The following is a 14,284-nucleotide window of genomic DNA, read 5'->3' on the forward strand; positions in this document are numbered from 1 at the left end:
GAATAGGCATGTTTAACGGAGCCTTGGAAGGTAGATTAATAGAAGCAACTCACCCTATTCGACAGCATGTACTGGCGGTAGCACTATATCATCTTTTTGACACAGGCTTGTTTGATGCTTTGAACGGAGTGGAACCGACTACGGCAGCACAGTGTGCAGAACATCTTAGAATGGATGAGTCCAAATTAACAGGATTCTTTAAGTATTTGAAAGTGGAGGGGATCATAGAGGAGCAAGGAGAAACATATATGCTGACGAGCAAAGGCCAGGAGTACTCCGATTTTAGAGCCTGGTATATTATGTTGATCGGTGGATATGCCAACACCTTCTTTCAAATAGGGGAGAAGCTGTATCAAAATTCTGGCTGGGCCACTCGTGATGCGATGAAAGTCGGCGTGGGCTCTTGCGGGATTAGCCATTATGATGCGATTCCACTCACTAGCAGCCTAATGAAGCAAGTCGAAAATGGGTGCAGTAAATTGCTTGACCTTGGTTGTGGCAATGGTATGTACCTCGTTGAGTTCTGCAAACAATTCCCTTCCATTGAAGCATGGGGTACAGAGCCGAGCGTTGGTGGTTATCAGGAAGCGAAGCGCCTCATTCAGGAGAGTGGATTGGCTGAACGGGTACGTATATCGAACTTTGGGGCGATTGAATTCTTTGAGCAGGATATTGATTATGAACCAGACTTTATCGTTCTTGGATTCGTCTTACATGAAATTCTCGGTCAAGAGGGTGAGGATGGAGTCATCCAGTTTCTTAATACCGTCACCACACGCTATCCAGATATCAATATGATTATTATCGAAGTGGATAACCGTATTGATGATCCAGCTATTATGCGCCATGGCCTCTCGCTTGCTTACTACAATCCTTACTATTTATTACATTACTTCACCGAACAAAAGCTTGAAACAGAATCTTATTGGGACAATCTCTTTGATCGCTGTGGTCTGGAAATCGTCGCCAAGGAGTCAACAGATCCGAATATCGACTCCACAGGTCTCGAGATTGGCTACTTGTTAAAGAAGCGAGGGTGAAGAGATGATACGGATTACTAGAAACGACAGCCCATATACGTTGCTGCAGCAGCGCCTACAATATATTGCTCAACATCCGGAACGTTCTTTTACCTATTTTTTAGAAAACGTTCCTCAGTGGGAAGCAACGCTCCACCCTGTGCAGTTAGAGGATACCTATATTCGCGAATATGCACCATGCAACGGCTATGACTTTTTGATCGAAGCGTTGAAGGAACGGGATCGGGCCAAATATAAAGTAGATTTTCGGACAAACCATTTTTTAATCACCAATGGTGCTATGCATGCACTTTCCCTCCTATTTCGTTCGTTATATCGCCCTGGCGCAGTCGCGCTTGTGCAAGCCCCTGTACTTGGCAGCATTGTGGATATTTTAAAGGCTTCAGGATATAAGATCGTATTTTTCTACTCCGATCAGCAAGGTGAAATGGATATTGAGCAGTTATACAAACTGTATACACCAGACATGCAATTCGTATATGTAAATACTCCTCATAATCCAATGGGGGAAATTATATCACAGCATGTAATGGCACAATTAGTTCGTTTTGTTCAAGAGAAGGGTATCTCTCTAGTTGCAGACATGCTGTATGATTCCTTCACATTCGATGGAAAAGTGACACATTCACCGCTATTGATGACATCTGATTGGAGCCAAGTTTACACGGTGAATTCGATGTCAAAAAATTATGGTTCACCGGGATTGAGAATTGGATGGATCACGTCCAGTACAGGAAATATTGAAAAGCTGTCGGGTCTATGTGAGGCGGAATGCGTGTCGATTAGTGGAATTTCACAGTTTCGGGCGTATAAGTTTGTCCAGCAAGGTAACCGGGAATTGGTTGAAGCGGTACGTTCTCGTAAGGAGCTCATTGAAAACCAGCTTGGTCAAATGAAACAGCTTGAGTATAACCGTCCTTCAGGTGGGACACAGTTTTTGGTGAAATTTCCGGTAGAAGATATTGATCTTTTTGCAGATTTTATGCTGCTTGAATATGGTGTTGCCCTCACGACGACAAGTAATTATGCCGGCTTGGATGGATCATATATTCGTATTCCACTCGTGTATCCGGTAGAAACAACCAAGCGTGCCCTGCAGCTGCTGGAAAAAGGACTTGTTGAATACCCTTTACGCCTTCTATGCACACAAAATGATGACTGCTGCAATCTTGTGCAATAGGAAGGAGAGGATAACATGAATCAGGAAAAGGAAAGTTCCTCTGGGATTTTGACAGGACGGATCAAAAAAACACCGAGTGTGTTGTTGGATGAAACCGTCTTGCGACCGCAGTTTGCCTATGAACTTGAGCACTTACTTCCCTTCTATTTACGTATCGAAAAAGTAATGGTGGTTGAATCGGTTAGACTTGGGCTGATGACCGAGAGCGCCGCCCAAGAGATATTGCATGTGCTTGAACAAATTAATGAACATACGCTTACAGCTGAGTCGCAGGACAATATGTCGGATATCTGTTTTGCAATCGAACGTTACGTGGAGCTCCATGTCACGGAGCGCAGCGTGACTTGGCATGCTGACCGAAGCCGTAATGATGTGCAAGCCACAGCACAGCTCATGTTTGCACGGGAGCAACTACTCAGTGTGTTGGCGGAATTAATGGCGATGTCAGATATTGTGCAAAAACAGGCAGAGCGAACGGCTACCTTACCGATGCCCGGCTACACTCACTATCAGCCGGCACAAATTATTACGGTTGGATTCTACTTGGCTGCAATTAATGAGCAGATTGGTCATACCATTGATCGCCTGCTGTCCTTATACGACAAAATGAATGCATGCCCACTGGGTGCGGGTGCGATGGCTGGACTTGAGCTGGCTTGGAATCGGGAGCAACTTGCTGAAAGATTGGGTTTTGAACGGCCGTGCCGCCATGCGCTGGTTAGTGTTGCCTCAAAGGAATGGATGCTGCATATCGGATCAGAACTTTCAACGTTCTCGATCACGTTGAGTCGATTTATCACCGATTTCATTACTTGGGGCAGCAGTGAATACCGCTTCATAGATCTCCCTGACGAACTATCAGGAATTTCCTCAGCTATGCCGCAAAAGAAAAACTTTCCCGTGCTTGAACGAATTCGCGGAAAGACCGCGCACATGACTGCTTATTATGTCGATTTTGCGATGGCACAGCGCAATACTCCTTTTACGAACCTGGTCGAAACGGCAAAAGAAGGGGGGAGTAACTTTATTCATCTTATAAGTAATGCCAACATACTATTTCGTTTGTTTACAACCGTTATCGAACATCTTCATTTTCGAGAAAATCGGATGTACCAAATTTGCTCTCAAGAGTTTTTTGGAGGATTTTCACTTGCCAATAAGCTGTCTTTACAAGGGCGCATTCCATATCGGCGAGCACAGGTAATCGCTGGGCGTTACATCGTTTGGATGATGGAGCATGGGCGTAAGCCATCTGATATAGATTTGAACCAATTGCAACAAATCTGTAGAGAACAAGGATATAAGGCTGGACTTTCCGAAGTGGAGTTGCGCAATGTTTTTGATGTCGAGCACAGTCTGTACAGCAAGATTACTCTTGGCTCCACGCACCCTAAAGAAGTGACCTGCCTGCTTGCGCAGCAAAAAAAGGAACGGGAGATACAGCGCATTCAATGGAAACAAGCTATAGATATGATATGAAAGGCATATCCCAAGGAGGTGACAGCCGTGTATCCACTACGAAAAGGGACGCGGTCTTACGGAACAGGCACAGGGTTTTCGTTTGGTACGTTTGGTGAACTGCTGCAAGGGGTGGATACCGAGGAAAGGGATTTCTTGGTTACCCTACCTATTCGTCGTTTCTCCAATGCTAGATTTACCTATCATCCCGCTCTTTCGGACCTCTTGGTTTCGCCTGGAAACAAGCAAAAATCAAGAAAGTTGGCTGCTATAATCTTGAAACACTACGGGTATGAGGAGAAAGGATTTTTAGAGCTGAACAGCAATATTCCGGTTGGAAAAGGACTTGCTAGTTCTTCTGCTGATCTAGTAGCTACAGCGCGTGCCTTGGACAAAAGTTTGGAACTTCATATGACAACAGAGGATATACAATTTTTTATTAGAGAGATTGAACCAACTGATGGTGTGATGTACGAAGGTGTGGTCTCGTTCTTTCATCGTATGGTACAGGTAGGTGAATTTTTAGGGAATCTACCTCAGCTCACAATCCTTGGCTTTGATGAGGGTGGCGAAATTGATACGGTCGAATTTAATAAGTTACCTAAGCCTTTTACGCAAGAAGAAAAAATAGAGTACGATCAACTCCGCTGTCAAATTTCCAAAGCAATTCTTCAAGATGATGTCCGGACTGTAGGGGAAATAGCCACACGTAGTGCGTTATTGAATCAGAAGCTTCGGTATAAAAAGCATCTAGACCCTATCCTGCATATTTGCAAAGAAGTCGATGGATTAGGGGTAGTTGTAGCACACAGTGGCACATGTCTAGGGATCCTCCTATCACCTGAATGCGAGGAGTACGCTAAAAAACTCTACACAGCCTATACGGCTATGCAAAGCCTTGAGGGTGAAATAACCATTTATCACACGTGGAGCAATCGAATTGGAATTGATCAGAGCGGGCTTTTATATAGCGATCAAAAAGTTGCGACTCAGTAAGAGGATAAGTAGAAAAGGGAAGGGGACGTGTGCCATGTTACGAGCCAATATGATTGATGTCATTGGTGATACTCCGTTGGTAAAGCTTCTTGTAAATGAGCAAACCCAAGGTGAAGTATACGCCAAACTGGAACTATTAAATCCATTTGGTATGAAGGATCGTGTAGCCAAACAGTCTATATTAGCTGCCAAACGTTCCGGTGAGCTCCAAGACGGAGTGCCGATTATTGAAAGCTCATCCGGAACGATGGCATGCGGCGTTGCTCTTGTGGGTACTTACCTCGGTCATGATGTACATATCGTTACCGACCCGCGAATTGATCCTATTACATTAGCTAAGTTGACATCGTTGGGATGTCATGTACATGTTGTCGACAAAATGGGTGAGCAAGGATGGCAGAGTGCTCGATTGCAAAGGTTATCCGAGCTGCTCGAGGAGTATCCGAATGCTTATTGGCCGCGCCAGTATGAGAACCCTGAAAATCCTGCTGCTTATGTACAACTTGCTCATGAATTGATATCCGATCTAGGACAAGTTGATATTCTAGTGGGTTCCGTAGGCAGCGGGGGCTCTTTGTGTGGGACAGCTCTGGAGTTAAAGAAGTATAATCCGAATCTCAAAGTGATTGCTGTCGACGCAGCAGGAAGTGTAATCTTTGGTCAACCTGACCGGCCTGGACGATTGCAAGGGGGACTCGGTAACTCTTTAATTGCCCCTAATGTCAATCATGCCATTGTCGATGAAGTGCACTGGCTGAATGATGAAGAAGCGTTTAGTGCTACGTTGAACTTAGCGAAGCAGGAAAAGATATTTGCGGGTAATTCTTCTGGCTCTGTCTATGCTGTTGCACGCTGGGTCAGCACACAGGTTCAGCCTAGAACCAAGATTGCAGCCGTTTTTCCAGATCGTGGTGATCGATATGTGGATACAATTTATAACGTGGACTACCGCTTGGAAAAGAATATTTCAAATCTTGAAATGCCGGGTGGGCCGAATAAGGTTCCTTACGGAACCGTGGTCTCTTCTTGGTCATATGCCTGCCTGAAGGAGGCGTATATACATGCCCAATAAAATTCTATTTATTGAATCTAACACGACAGGAACTGGAATACTTGCACTAAAAAAAGTAGTGTCTTGGGGTCTGGAAGCATTATTCTTCACCAATAGTCCGGAGCGCTATCTTGATTTGAATACGACAGGCTGCCGAGTCATTGTCTGTGACACGAATCATCTATCTTGTTTACGGGAAACCATTGAACAGCAGGTGAAACCTGAGGAAATATGCGGCATTGTTACGACAAGTGATTTCTATTTAGAGATTGTGGCAGAATTAACGTCTTTGTTTGATTTGCCAGGCAACCCAGTAGAAGCAATTCGAACAGCCCGTCATAAAGGTTTGACGCGGCAGACTTTATCTGCATCGGGCATCCATCAGCCACGCTATGAGATGATTCGCTCACTTCAGGATGTTAAAGCAGCGGTGGACAAGATCGGTTTGCCCTGTGTCGTAAAGCCTGCCGACGATTCTGCATCCAATAATGTTTTGTTGGTCCATACATGGGAGCAGGCGCAGCAGCATGCTAAGAAAATCTTGAGTGTTGACTACAATATTCGTGGACAGCGTAAAGCGGATGTTGTCTTAATTGAGGAATATGTAGATGCCCCAGAGTTTAGTGTGGAGATGTTTACTTGGCAAGGAAATACGACCTGCATTGGTATTACGCAAAAATCATTGATTGGCTTTCCGTACTTTGTAGAATCTCGGCATCTCTTTCCGGCCTTCTTACCCGCTGATGTGGCCGAACAAATAGAAGCGACAGTTCGCCATGCTCTAAAAGCAATCGGAATTCAAAACGGGGCTACACATACGGAGTTGAAATGGACTTCGGGAGGGGCGTCTATCATTGAAATCAATGCTCGCTTAGCGGGAGGAATGATTCCTGAGCTTATCCGACTGGCTACTGATATTGACATATTGGAGCAGCATATTCTCTCAGCTGTTGGACGTCCCACAATCGGAGAAGTTCGGATAAATGGGGTAGCGGGGATCCAATTCCTTGTTTCTGAGCAGGAAGGAATATTAGAGGGAATTGAGGGGATGGAGGCAGCAGCGAAGTTGCCTTTTGTAAAGCAGCTTACGATTACTGCTAAGCCTGGGGCAGAAGTGCAATCGCCCCAAAATGCCTATCATCGATTAGGTCATGTCGTCGTTCATAGTCCTTCATTTGCCGAAACGGTTACATGTCTGCAACAAGCGATGGACCGTATGCACATTCATATCGTAAAGAACGGCGTAGGAGGACGTTTAGTATGATCGAATTGCGCAGCGACACGTTTACATTGCCAACCAAAGAAATGTTGGAAGCTATTACGGGGGCTGTATTAGGTGATGACGTGTATGCGGAAGATCTGACGGTTAAGGAATTAGAGTTGCTTGCTGCCAATATGCTTGGCAAAGAGGCCGCTCTTCTTGTGCCGAGCGGTACGATGGCAAATCTGATATCCCTGATGGTACATTGTCCACGGGGCTCTAAAGTGTTAGTGGGAGATGAAACAGATATTTATATCTACGAGGCTGGTGGAGCATCCGTGTGCGGTGGCATCATATATGAAGCGATCCCGACACAGGCAGACGGGCGGTTGCTGATTGAGGATCTAGCTAAGGGATTTCCAGAGGATCCGGGCGATCCTCAATTTGCCCTACCGTCGTTAATTTGCTTGGAAAATCCACATAATCGAATGGGAGGACGCGTATTACCGCTTTGCTATTTGAACGATGTACAGGCATTTGCCAAGTCTAAAGGAGTCCCTGTGCATATGGATGGTGCGCGTTTATTTAATGCTGCTGTTGCTCTTGGCATCTCCGTAAAGGAGATTGCAAAATATGCGGATTCTTTACAGTTTTGTTTATCTAAAGGATTGTCTGCACCGATCGGCTCTATGATCGTCGGAAGCAAGGCATTTATCGAGAAGGGGTATCGACTGCGTAAAATGTTAGGCGGAGGAATGCGCCAAGCAGGGGTAATTGCCGCGCCTGCTATACTATCCCTTACTCGTATGGTGGATCGCCTAGCCGATGATCATTCTAATGCACGGCAATTGGCAGTCGGTTTATCTGCCATCGAGGGAATTCAGTGTGATGCTACGATTGTGGATACTAATATTGTATTTTTCAAAGTGATTGATAAGCGCTTTACTTGGCAGACATTTGTTGAATTAGCCAAGAGTGTTGGCGTTAATCTCGCTGAATTAGGCCATGGACGTATTCGTGCTGTCACTCATTCAGGAGTGAGTGAGGAAGATATCGAGACAGCGCTAACGAAAATTCGACATGTAATGGAAAATGGGTTGGTGACACAATCAAACTTGTAGAAATAATATTATAATAGTTACATAATTTTGTCAGGATGCCGCTTCTTATTTATGATAATATCGCTTTATATATTTCATAGACGGGAAGCGGTTTACATGAATCGAGAGAAATGGCGTCTATTTCCGAAGTCGGAGGGTACAACCCCTTATTTTTCACTTGCCAATATTATTATCCCAACTTATTTTCTCTTTCAAGAGCCACCCGCTATACGGTGGCTTGGTTTTGTTCTATTTATTTTATACATTGCTCTATTTCGACAAATGCACTTCTACACCAAATGGGCATCGCAGCTCCTATTCGCTCAAGTAGGAATACTGCTAGTTCTAGCAGCCGTGTTCCATCCTGTATATGTGTTTCTAGGATTTATGATAGCTCCCTCGCTTAGTAAACTTAAGCTGCCGCTGCTTATTTCTACTACCGTTGCGTTCGTTATCGGTTTAGGGGTTAGTATAGCTCCTTATTGGGAACAAGGTGGTTTTCAATTATGGATTGGACTGTTTACACCGTTGTTTGGTGTTTGTGTTCTGCCATATATTATTCGAACGTCCAACCTTTATCAGCAGAAGTCTTCGAGACTGCGGGCTGATGCAGCGGGTCGAACGGCACAGCAGGAAGAGCGCCAGCGCATTGCTAGTGAATTGCATGATACATTGGGCCACACTTTGTCATTAATTGCCCTAAAAGGGGAAGTAGTAGAGAAGCTAATTACACGCAATCCCGAAAGAGCATTACAAGAAGCGCGTGAAATTCGCGAAACGGCGCGCGGGGCATTGAAGCAAATGCGTGAACTGGTTACGGAAATGAAAGTTGCATACTTCGTTGACGAATTTTATCATGCGCTCTCTCTTTGCTCAGCAGCAGGAGTTTCATTAACCTTTTACTATCAATCCGTATCAAACGGAGGTAACACCCTTGAGTATATGGAAAAAGAAGCGATCGCTGATATCTCGTTACCGTTAACTCCTCTTCAGGAGACGATATTGGCAATGTGCTTCCGCGAAACGGTGACCAATGTGGTTCGCCATAGTCGAGCTTCAAACTGCCAGATTCACCTCCTAATAGAAGATGGGGAAGTGCGTGTAGTTGTAAAAGATGACGGCGTTGGAGCAGATTCGGAGAAACTTTATACGAGCAGCAATGGGATGGCAGGACTGCGGCAGCGGCTCCTTTTAATAGATGGCCAGATGTCGATGTCTTCATCTCCAGGTAAAGGAACAGAAATAACGTTACATATTCCACGAGTCATTCGCAACGAGAAGGTAGGTGCAGGGTAAGTGATTCGAATTATTTTGAGTGAAGATCAGAAATTATTGCGGGGAGCACTAGCGACGTTGCTCTCTTTAGAAGATGATATCGAAGTCGTTGGGCAAGCCGAAAATGGGGAAGAGGCACTATCTCTCATCGTGCAGCATCAGCCGGATATAGCAGTTATGGATATCGAAATGCCGTTAAAGACAGGTTTGGATGTCGCAGAAGCTATTCAGAAAATCGGCTCCACCTGCCGTGTCATTATTTTAACGACGTTTGCTCGTCCCGGATATTTTCAACGTGCTATGCAGGCAGGAGTGTACGGCTATTTGCTCAAAGACACAGGAAGTGATGAGCTATCTGATGCAATCCGTAAAGTATATCAGGGGAAACGTGTTATTAACTCTGAATTGTCTTTGGCTGTATGGGAAAATCCATGCCCCTTATCTCCTCGCGAGAAAGATGTTATGAAATTGGGTGCTCAAGGTTTGACCCTTCAGGAGATTGGAGCGCAGCTGTTCCTTTCGTACGGAACGGTCCGCAACTATATGTCCGAAGCGACGGGGAAGTTGGGGGCAAACACGAGGATCGAAGCGATTGAAATCGCGCGCAGTAAGGGATGGTTGGACTAAAAGAATACAGCTTGATAAGAGAAAAATCCGCAACGATTCAGGTTGTGGATTTTTATGTATCCTTGAATAGTTAGTTTCTATTTATTATTCCGCTTATTCCGACAGAATCTTATCTTCAAGGTATGGATGAAATAGTTCCTAAGGCATTTGAATAGGATGAAATCGATAGATTACTATTTATATATTACCAAATGATATTTAATTTAGATGATAGTTTTCAAATATGTAAATCGAATCACCTATTATTCGCGAGCCCATCACGCTAACCTTGAACGATCTACACTCACCGATCCTTCCATTCATAGTTACCTATTTTAATTTTTACACTCCGGATTCCCACCTTACTTTAACGATTAGCGCAATGCCCTTCATTATGCAGTCATACAAAAATCTGATAGTAGCTAGATTTACGTATCGATTCCTGATTATCAAAGATGTGATAGTCAAGTTTGAGCTGCAAGCAAAAGCTATGCGCCTTAGTAAGTCAGCTAAGCTGATTTTATGTGAGGGGGTGGTTTCCATGTGAGTTTCAGGGAATGAATAGACAACATGATTGAAACAAGTTGTCCTATTGAATTCATATCACCTATATGGAAAAGGAGAATCGAACTTATGGAAACAATCCGGTGTAAGGGGAAGATTCGGAACAAACTGGCTAAGATAATGTTGATTCCTACTGCGATGATGGTTATATCACTGTCCGTTACAGCTCCAGCTCCAGCTTCTGCAGCTTCTGTGAGCTTATTGGGATGGGATTTGGTTGACTCAGGAAAACGTATGGATTGGGATGGAAGTTCAGCTTATTTATCTCAATTCAATTCGGGTGTGAGTCTATGGAATAGCTATAAGAGTGGCGTGATTCGTAAAGATACGATTACAACGATTCAAGATTTGGCCATTTCTGATTACTATGAGGTAAGTTCAACGGCGGGTGTGACAAGTTCAGCAGGCACGATTCGATTTAATAATTATCAGATGGCGACTTATACTTCCACAAAGAAACTAAACGTAGCGATTCATGAAATTGGACATGCGCTTGGGCTTGGTCATAATACAAGTGCAGATGTCATGTATGCCTATGTTTCCAATAATACGGCACTAAGTGCCAATGACAGAGCGTCTTACGATGCGGCTTACTTAACTTATTAATAGTGAGGAGGATAATTGTTATGGTTATGAAACCTAAAAAATGGCTAGCTCATCTATTGTTGGTTGCAGCGATGTCTATGTTGTTCGCTGGTTGTACAGGCAATGGACAGGAACCAAGCGCAAGCAACCTCCCAATCAATCATTTGCACGGTACTTTCTCTATTGATGTGCATGACCCAGCGGCGGTTGTTGGCGATGCTGACTATGTATTTGTCGGCCGTGTCGATAAGGTGGTAAATACTGAATATAAAAATGAGGTAACACTTGAAACCGAAAAGGGAACGAAAGAAGTGGCAAGTCCGTATACGAATTATTCCATTACAGTTCTCGACAATTTGAAAGGCGAATTGCAAACCGATGTATCTAATCCGGTGCAAAAGTCCGGCGGATTAAATCAGGACGGGGATTCGATCGTATTATACGAGGATGACATCTTGCCTCAAGTTGATAACGTTTACATCTTTGTAGCCTACGCGCAGAAAGATGGCTCTTTGCTCGTTTCAGGGCCTAATTCAACCATTGCTGTTCCTGAAAATGGCACATTCAGCGAGACCAGCTTGGCACGTGTTGCAGAGACGAGTGAGTATCAGACTTATTCGCACGCAGTTAACAATGAAAAGGACTCGGTTCGCGAAAGATTTGTATCTAAGTTCGATACACAGAAGAAGTAGTAATAAGGATGAGACCTTCGCATTTGCGAAGGTTTTTTTGTTCATGTAACCTATTACTTATATTTAATGAATAAAAGGTCATGCAGGTTAGACCTAATAAAGGAGCAGCTAAGTTGAAAGTTGTAGAGACCGATCGATTAATCCTTCGCAGGCTGACTAGTGAAGATGCGGATTTTATATATAAACTGTTGAATAACCCATCGTGGTTACAGTTTATTGGTGATAAAGGTGTGAGAACGCTTGATGATGCGCGTGACTATATTTTGAAAGGACCCGTTGCGATGTACGAGCAATTAGGATTTGGTATGTACCTTACCCAGTTAAAGGAAGAAGGGACCCCTATAGGTATTTGTGGGCTCATCAAGAGAGATTGGCTGAAGGAAGCAGATGTTGGTTATGCTTTTCTTCCTGAGTTCTGGGGAAATGGATATGCGTATGAGGCTTCTTCTGCTGTGATAGCGCATGGAAAAAATGTAATTGGGCTAAAGTGCATTTTAGGAATCACCTCTATGGATAATGAGCGATCTATACGATTACTTGAAAAGCTAGGGATGCAGGGCGAAGGAACCGTTCAATCTCCTGGTAGTGATGAGGAACTCAAAAAATATGCATCTTATGTAGAATAAGTGGGAAAGTCGCCTACTTAAAACCATTTTATAGAAAAGATCCAAAAAAAGTAATAAAAAGAGGACCTGCTCTATATAATTTCTGTGTAAGGCATTTACAGAAAAGGAGTGGTTGGTTTTATGAAATTGGTGAAAAAGATTGCAATGGGTGCAACGGTTTCTGCTTTTGCTCTATCTTTGATGGTTTCTTCTGCGCTCGCTCAATCGGGTCAGACTTCTCAAGCTAGCAATGATGTCAATGCTTTGAGCCCGATCATTTTTGAAGGTGTTACTTATGCTCCTAGCCATGCAAACTTCAAAGAAGTTCTGGATAAGGTCCAACATACAGTTGTTGAGCGTGATGGTAAATCTTATGGTTATGTAGATATAGCTGATGCAGATAAGCACATTAATAAAATTCTTACTGTGCTAAGCGAAGAAGTGGGAACACTGGAAAGCAATTATGTTTCATCTTTCTGGGTGAATACTAGTTATACTGGTGACAAATTGGACCTTGCAAGTGGGCGTACTTTAGCTACTTTAGGGTCTTGGAACGACAAAATATCTTCCGTTAAATCAGCCAATCTGAGAGGAACAAGGTTATACGAACATAGTAACCTCCAAGGCGACTCTATATACTTATCTCCAAATGAAAATGTGAGCAACCTAACTAGCCGTAATTTTAATGATAAAGCATCTAGCCTTAAAGTGTATTAATTAGAAGCACTCCCGAGCATAGAAAGCTCGGGAGTTTTTTATGTAAATCTGCACGTGCGTCGTAGTTCCATACTTTGCAGCAAGGGTAATTTTATTTCCGTATCCTATGCTCTTAAGCCAACGGATGACCAGTATCCTAAGTTTGTTGAAGCACTAACGGAACTTTTCCATACATACAGCGGCATGATGTTTAGGGAGGGAAAATGAGGAATATCCCCGCTCTAATCCGTACCCACTACGTTTTCGTTACTTTCTGAATTTCTTAAATAGTTTTCATCAATTTATCATCACATTGTCATCTCCTTTTAATTGCTCTGTTACTACTTAACCTAAAATAGTTGATATATTTAGGACACAACAACGGAGACGTTAACAACTAGGAGGATACATACAATGAACAAAAATAAACAAAAGCTTATCGCTATCTTAACTGCACTCACATTCGTACTTCTCGCGGGATGCACAGACAATAAGCCTGCTGAAACACCGAAGACACCAGAGAAACAAGTAGAGACGCAAGCTCAAGGGAATCAACCAACAGCTGAAAATAAGAAAGAAGAACAACTGCAAGATGGGCATGAAAATGAGGCTGATCTTAAAACATTCATCAGCAAAGAAGGCGGCTTCTCTTTGGTTCAACCGGAAATGTGGAATGACAATGTTAGTGCGGTTGAAGGCGAAAATGATGAAATGAAAGCAGAGTGGGAAACTTCATTCCATATCCTAGTAGACGGAAAAGCGGATAAAGATTCTACTTCTTTGATGACAATCACGAAGATGACGAAAGCTAACTATGAAGCATTGGTTAAAGAAGAAGGGCCAATGGGTGAGAAGTTGGCTGAGAACGACAAGCATGTGTGGATGTTGACTTTGCCACAAGCAAATCCATACGAAGAGAAGTCTGATGAGTTCAAGAAATTCAACGATATGATGTTGGACTTCGAGTTTGTTAAGAAGAATTTCAAAATTAACAACTAATTGCTATTATTGTTCGAGTCTGGTACAATCAGTTCTGCAAACATCGACATAATGCGAGCACCTTATAACTGCTTGTATCATATAAATTGGGGGCGACCCCTTATAGCAGAAACTCCTTTTTATGAAGTTCATAAGAAGGAGTTTTTTGTATTCTCTGTATGGAATCTATCACGTAGCTAGGGATGTTCACCATTTGAACACTAACTTTTAATAGTTCTGTTACAACTGTTATCGTT

14 protein-coding genes are annotated in these 14,284 nt (G+C 43.4%); all 14 read left to right on the plus strand.

Annotation, left to right across the window (positions count from 1 at the left end; all coding sequences use genetic code 11):
* Positions 1-8: 8 nt before the first annotated feature.
* A complete protein-coding gene (locus tag NQ117_RS14705; RefSeq protein WP_258278781.1) occupies positions 9-1,040 on the plus strand; it encodes a 2-ketoarginine methyltransferase in 1,032 nt (343 codons plus the stop codon).
* 4 nt (positions 1,041-1,044) lie between these two features.
* Positions 1,045-2,220, plus strand: coding sequence for a beta-methylarginine biosynthesis bifunctional aminotransferase (locus NQ117_RS14710; RefSeq protein WP_258278782.1), 1,176 nt, complete (start codon positions 1,045-1,047; stop codon positions 2,218-2,220).
* Positions 2,221-2,235: 15 nt separating this feature from the next.
* Positions 2,236-3,699, plus strand: coding sequence for an argininosuccinate lyase (locus NQ117_RS14715; protein ID WP_258278783.1), 1,464 nt, complete (start codon positions 2,236-2,238; stop codon positions 3,697-3,699).
* Between the two features lie 27 nt (positions 3,700-3,726).
* The gene (locus tag NQ117_RS14720; protein WP_258278784.1) at positions 3,727-4,674 is read left to right on the plus strand and encodes a GHMP family kinase ATP-binding protein; all 948 of its coding nucleotides are present in this window, start codon (positions 3,727-3,729) and stop codon (positions 4,672-4,674) included.
* A gap of 34 nt (positions 4,675-4,708) precedes the next feature.
* A complete protein-coding gene (locus tag NQ117_RS14725; RefSeq protein WP_258278785.1) occupies positions 4,709-5,746 on the plus strand; it encodes a cysteine synthase family protein in 1,038 nt (345 codons plus the stop codon).
* Positions 5,736-6,989, plus strand: a complete 1,254-nt coding sequence (locus NQ117_RS14730) for an ATP-grasp domain-containing protein (protein ID WP_258278786.1) — start codon at positions 5,736-5,738, stop codon at positions 6,987-6,989. The genes NQ117_RS14725 and NQ117_RS14730 overlap by 11 nt, the downstream gene beginning before the upstream one ends.
* The gene (locus NQ117_RS14735) at positions 6,986-8,047 is read left to right on the plus strand and encodes a GntG family PLP-dependent aldolase (RefSeq protein ID WP_258278787.1); all 1,062 of its coding nucleotides are present in this window, start codon (positions 6,986-6,988) and stop codon (positions 8,045-8,047) included. Before NQ117_RS14730 ends, NQ117_RS14735 begins: the two co-directional genes overlap by 4 nt.
* A 96-nt stretch (positions 8,048-8,143) precedes the next feature.
* A complete protein-coding gene (locus NQ117_RS14740; protein WP_258278788.1) occupies positions 8,144-9,322 on the plus strand; it encodes a sensor histidine kinase in 1,179 nt (392 codons plus the stop codon).
* Complete coding sequence (locus NQ117_RS14745) at positions 9,323-9,928, plus strand: response regulator transcription factor (protein WP_258278789.1); 606 nt, start codon at positions 9,323-9,325, stop codon at positions 9,926-9,928.
* Positions 9,929-10,540: 612 nt separating this feature from the next.
* On the plus strand, positions 10,541-11,077 hold the full coding sequence (locus NQ117_RS14750; RefSeq protein ID WP_258278790.1) for a matrixin family metalloprotease: 537 nt from the start codon (positions 10,541-10,543) through the stop codon (positions 11,075-11,077).
* Positions 11,078-11,097: 20 nt separating this feature from the next.
* Positions 11,098-11,748 (plus strand): cell surface protein, encoded by a 651-nt coding sequence (locus NQ117_RS14755; protein ID WP_258278791.1) that lies wholly within the window; start codon positions 11,098-11,100, stop codon positions 11,746-11,748.
* 113 nt (positions 11,749-11,861) lie between these two features.
* Complete coding sequence (locus NQ117_RS14760) at positions 11,862-12,374, plus strand: GNAT family N-acetyltransferase (protein ID WP_258278792.1); 513 nt, start codon at positions 11,862-11,864, stop codon at positions 12,372-12,374.
* A gap of 120 nt (positions 12,375-12,494) precedes the next feature.
* A complete protein-coding gene (locus NQ117_RS14765; RefSeq protein ID WP_258278793.1) occupies positions 12,495-13,070 on the plus strand; it encodes a beta/gamma crystallin domain-containing protein in 576 nt (191 codons plus the stop codon).
* Positions 13,071-13,463: 393 nt separating this feature from the next.
* Positions 13,464-14,048: a hypothetical protein gene (locus NQ117_RS14770; RefSeq protein ID WP_258278794.1), complete on the plus strand. Its 585-nt coding sequence runs from the start codon at positions 13,464-13,466 to the stop codon at positions 14,046-14,048.
* Positions 14,049-14,284: the final 236 nt, after the last annotated feature.

The organism is Paenibacillus sp. SC116 (genome assembly GCF_024733555.1).
Lineage (GTDB): Bacteria > Bacillota > Bacilli > Paenibacillales > Paenibacillaceae > Paenibacillus_B.

Coding starts and splice junctions, on each gene's coding strand:
- NQ117_RS14735 (WP_258278787.1), top strand. CDS start 6,986: ATGATCGAATTGCGCAGCGACACGTTTACATTGCCAACCAAAGAAATG.
- NQ117_RS14740 (WP_258278788.1), top strand. CDS start 8,144: ATGAATCGAGAGAAATGGCGTCTATTTCCGAAGTCGGAGGGTACAACC.
- NQ117_RS14750 (WP_258278790.1), top strand. CDS start 10,541: ATGGAAACAATCCGGTGTAAGGGGAAGATTCGGAACAAACTGGCTAAG.
- NQ117_RS14770 (WP_258278794.1), top strand. CDS start 13,464: ATGAACAAAAATAAACAAAAGCTTATCGCTATCTTAACTGCACTCACA.
- NQ117_RS14755 (WP_258278791.1), top strand. CDS start 11,098: ATGGTTATGAAACCTAAAAAATGGCTAGCTCATCTATTGTTGGTTGCA.
- NQ117_RS14705 (WP_258278781.1), top strand. CDS start 9: ATGTTTAACGGAGCCTTGGAAGGTAGATTAATAGAAGCAACTCACCCT.
- NQ117_RS14765 (WP_258278793.1), top strand. CDS start 12,495: ATGAAATTGGTGAAAAAGATTGCAATGGGTGCAACGGTTTCTGCTTTT.
- NQ117_RS14725 (WP_258278785.1), top strand. CDS start 4,709: ATGTTACGAGCCAATATGATTGATGTCATTGGTGATACTCCGTTGGTA.
- NQ117_RS14710 (WP_258278782.1), top strand. CDS start 1,045: ATGATACGGATTACTAGAAACGACAGCCCATATACGTTGCTGCAGCAG.
- NQ117_RS14730 (WP_258278786.1), top strand. CDS start 5,736: ATGCCCAATAAAATTCTATTTATTGAATCTAACACGACAGGAACTGGA.
- NQ117_RS14715 (WP_258278783.1), top strand. CDS start 2,236: ATGAATCAGGAAAAGGAAAGTTCCTCTGGGATTTTGACAGGACGGATC.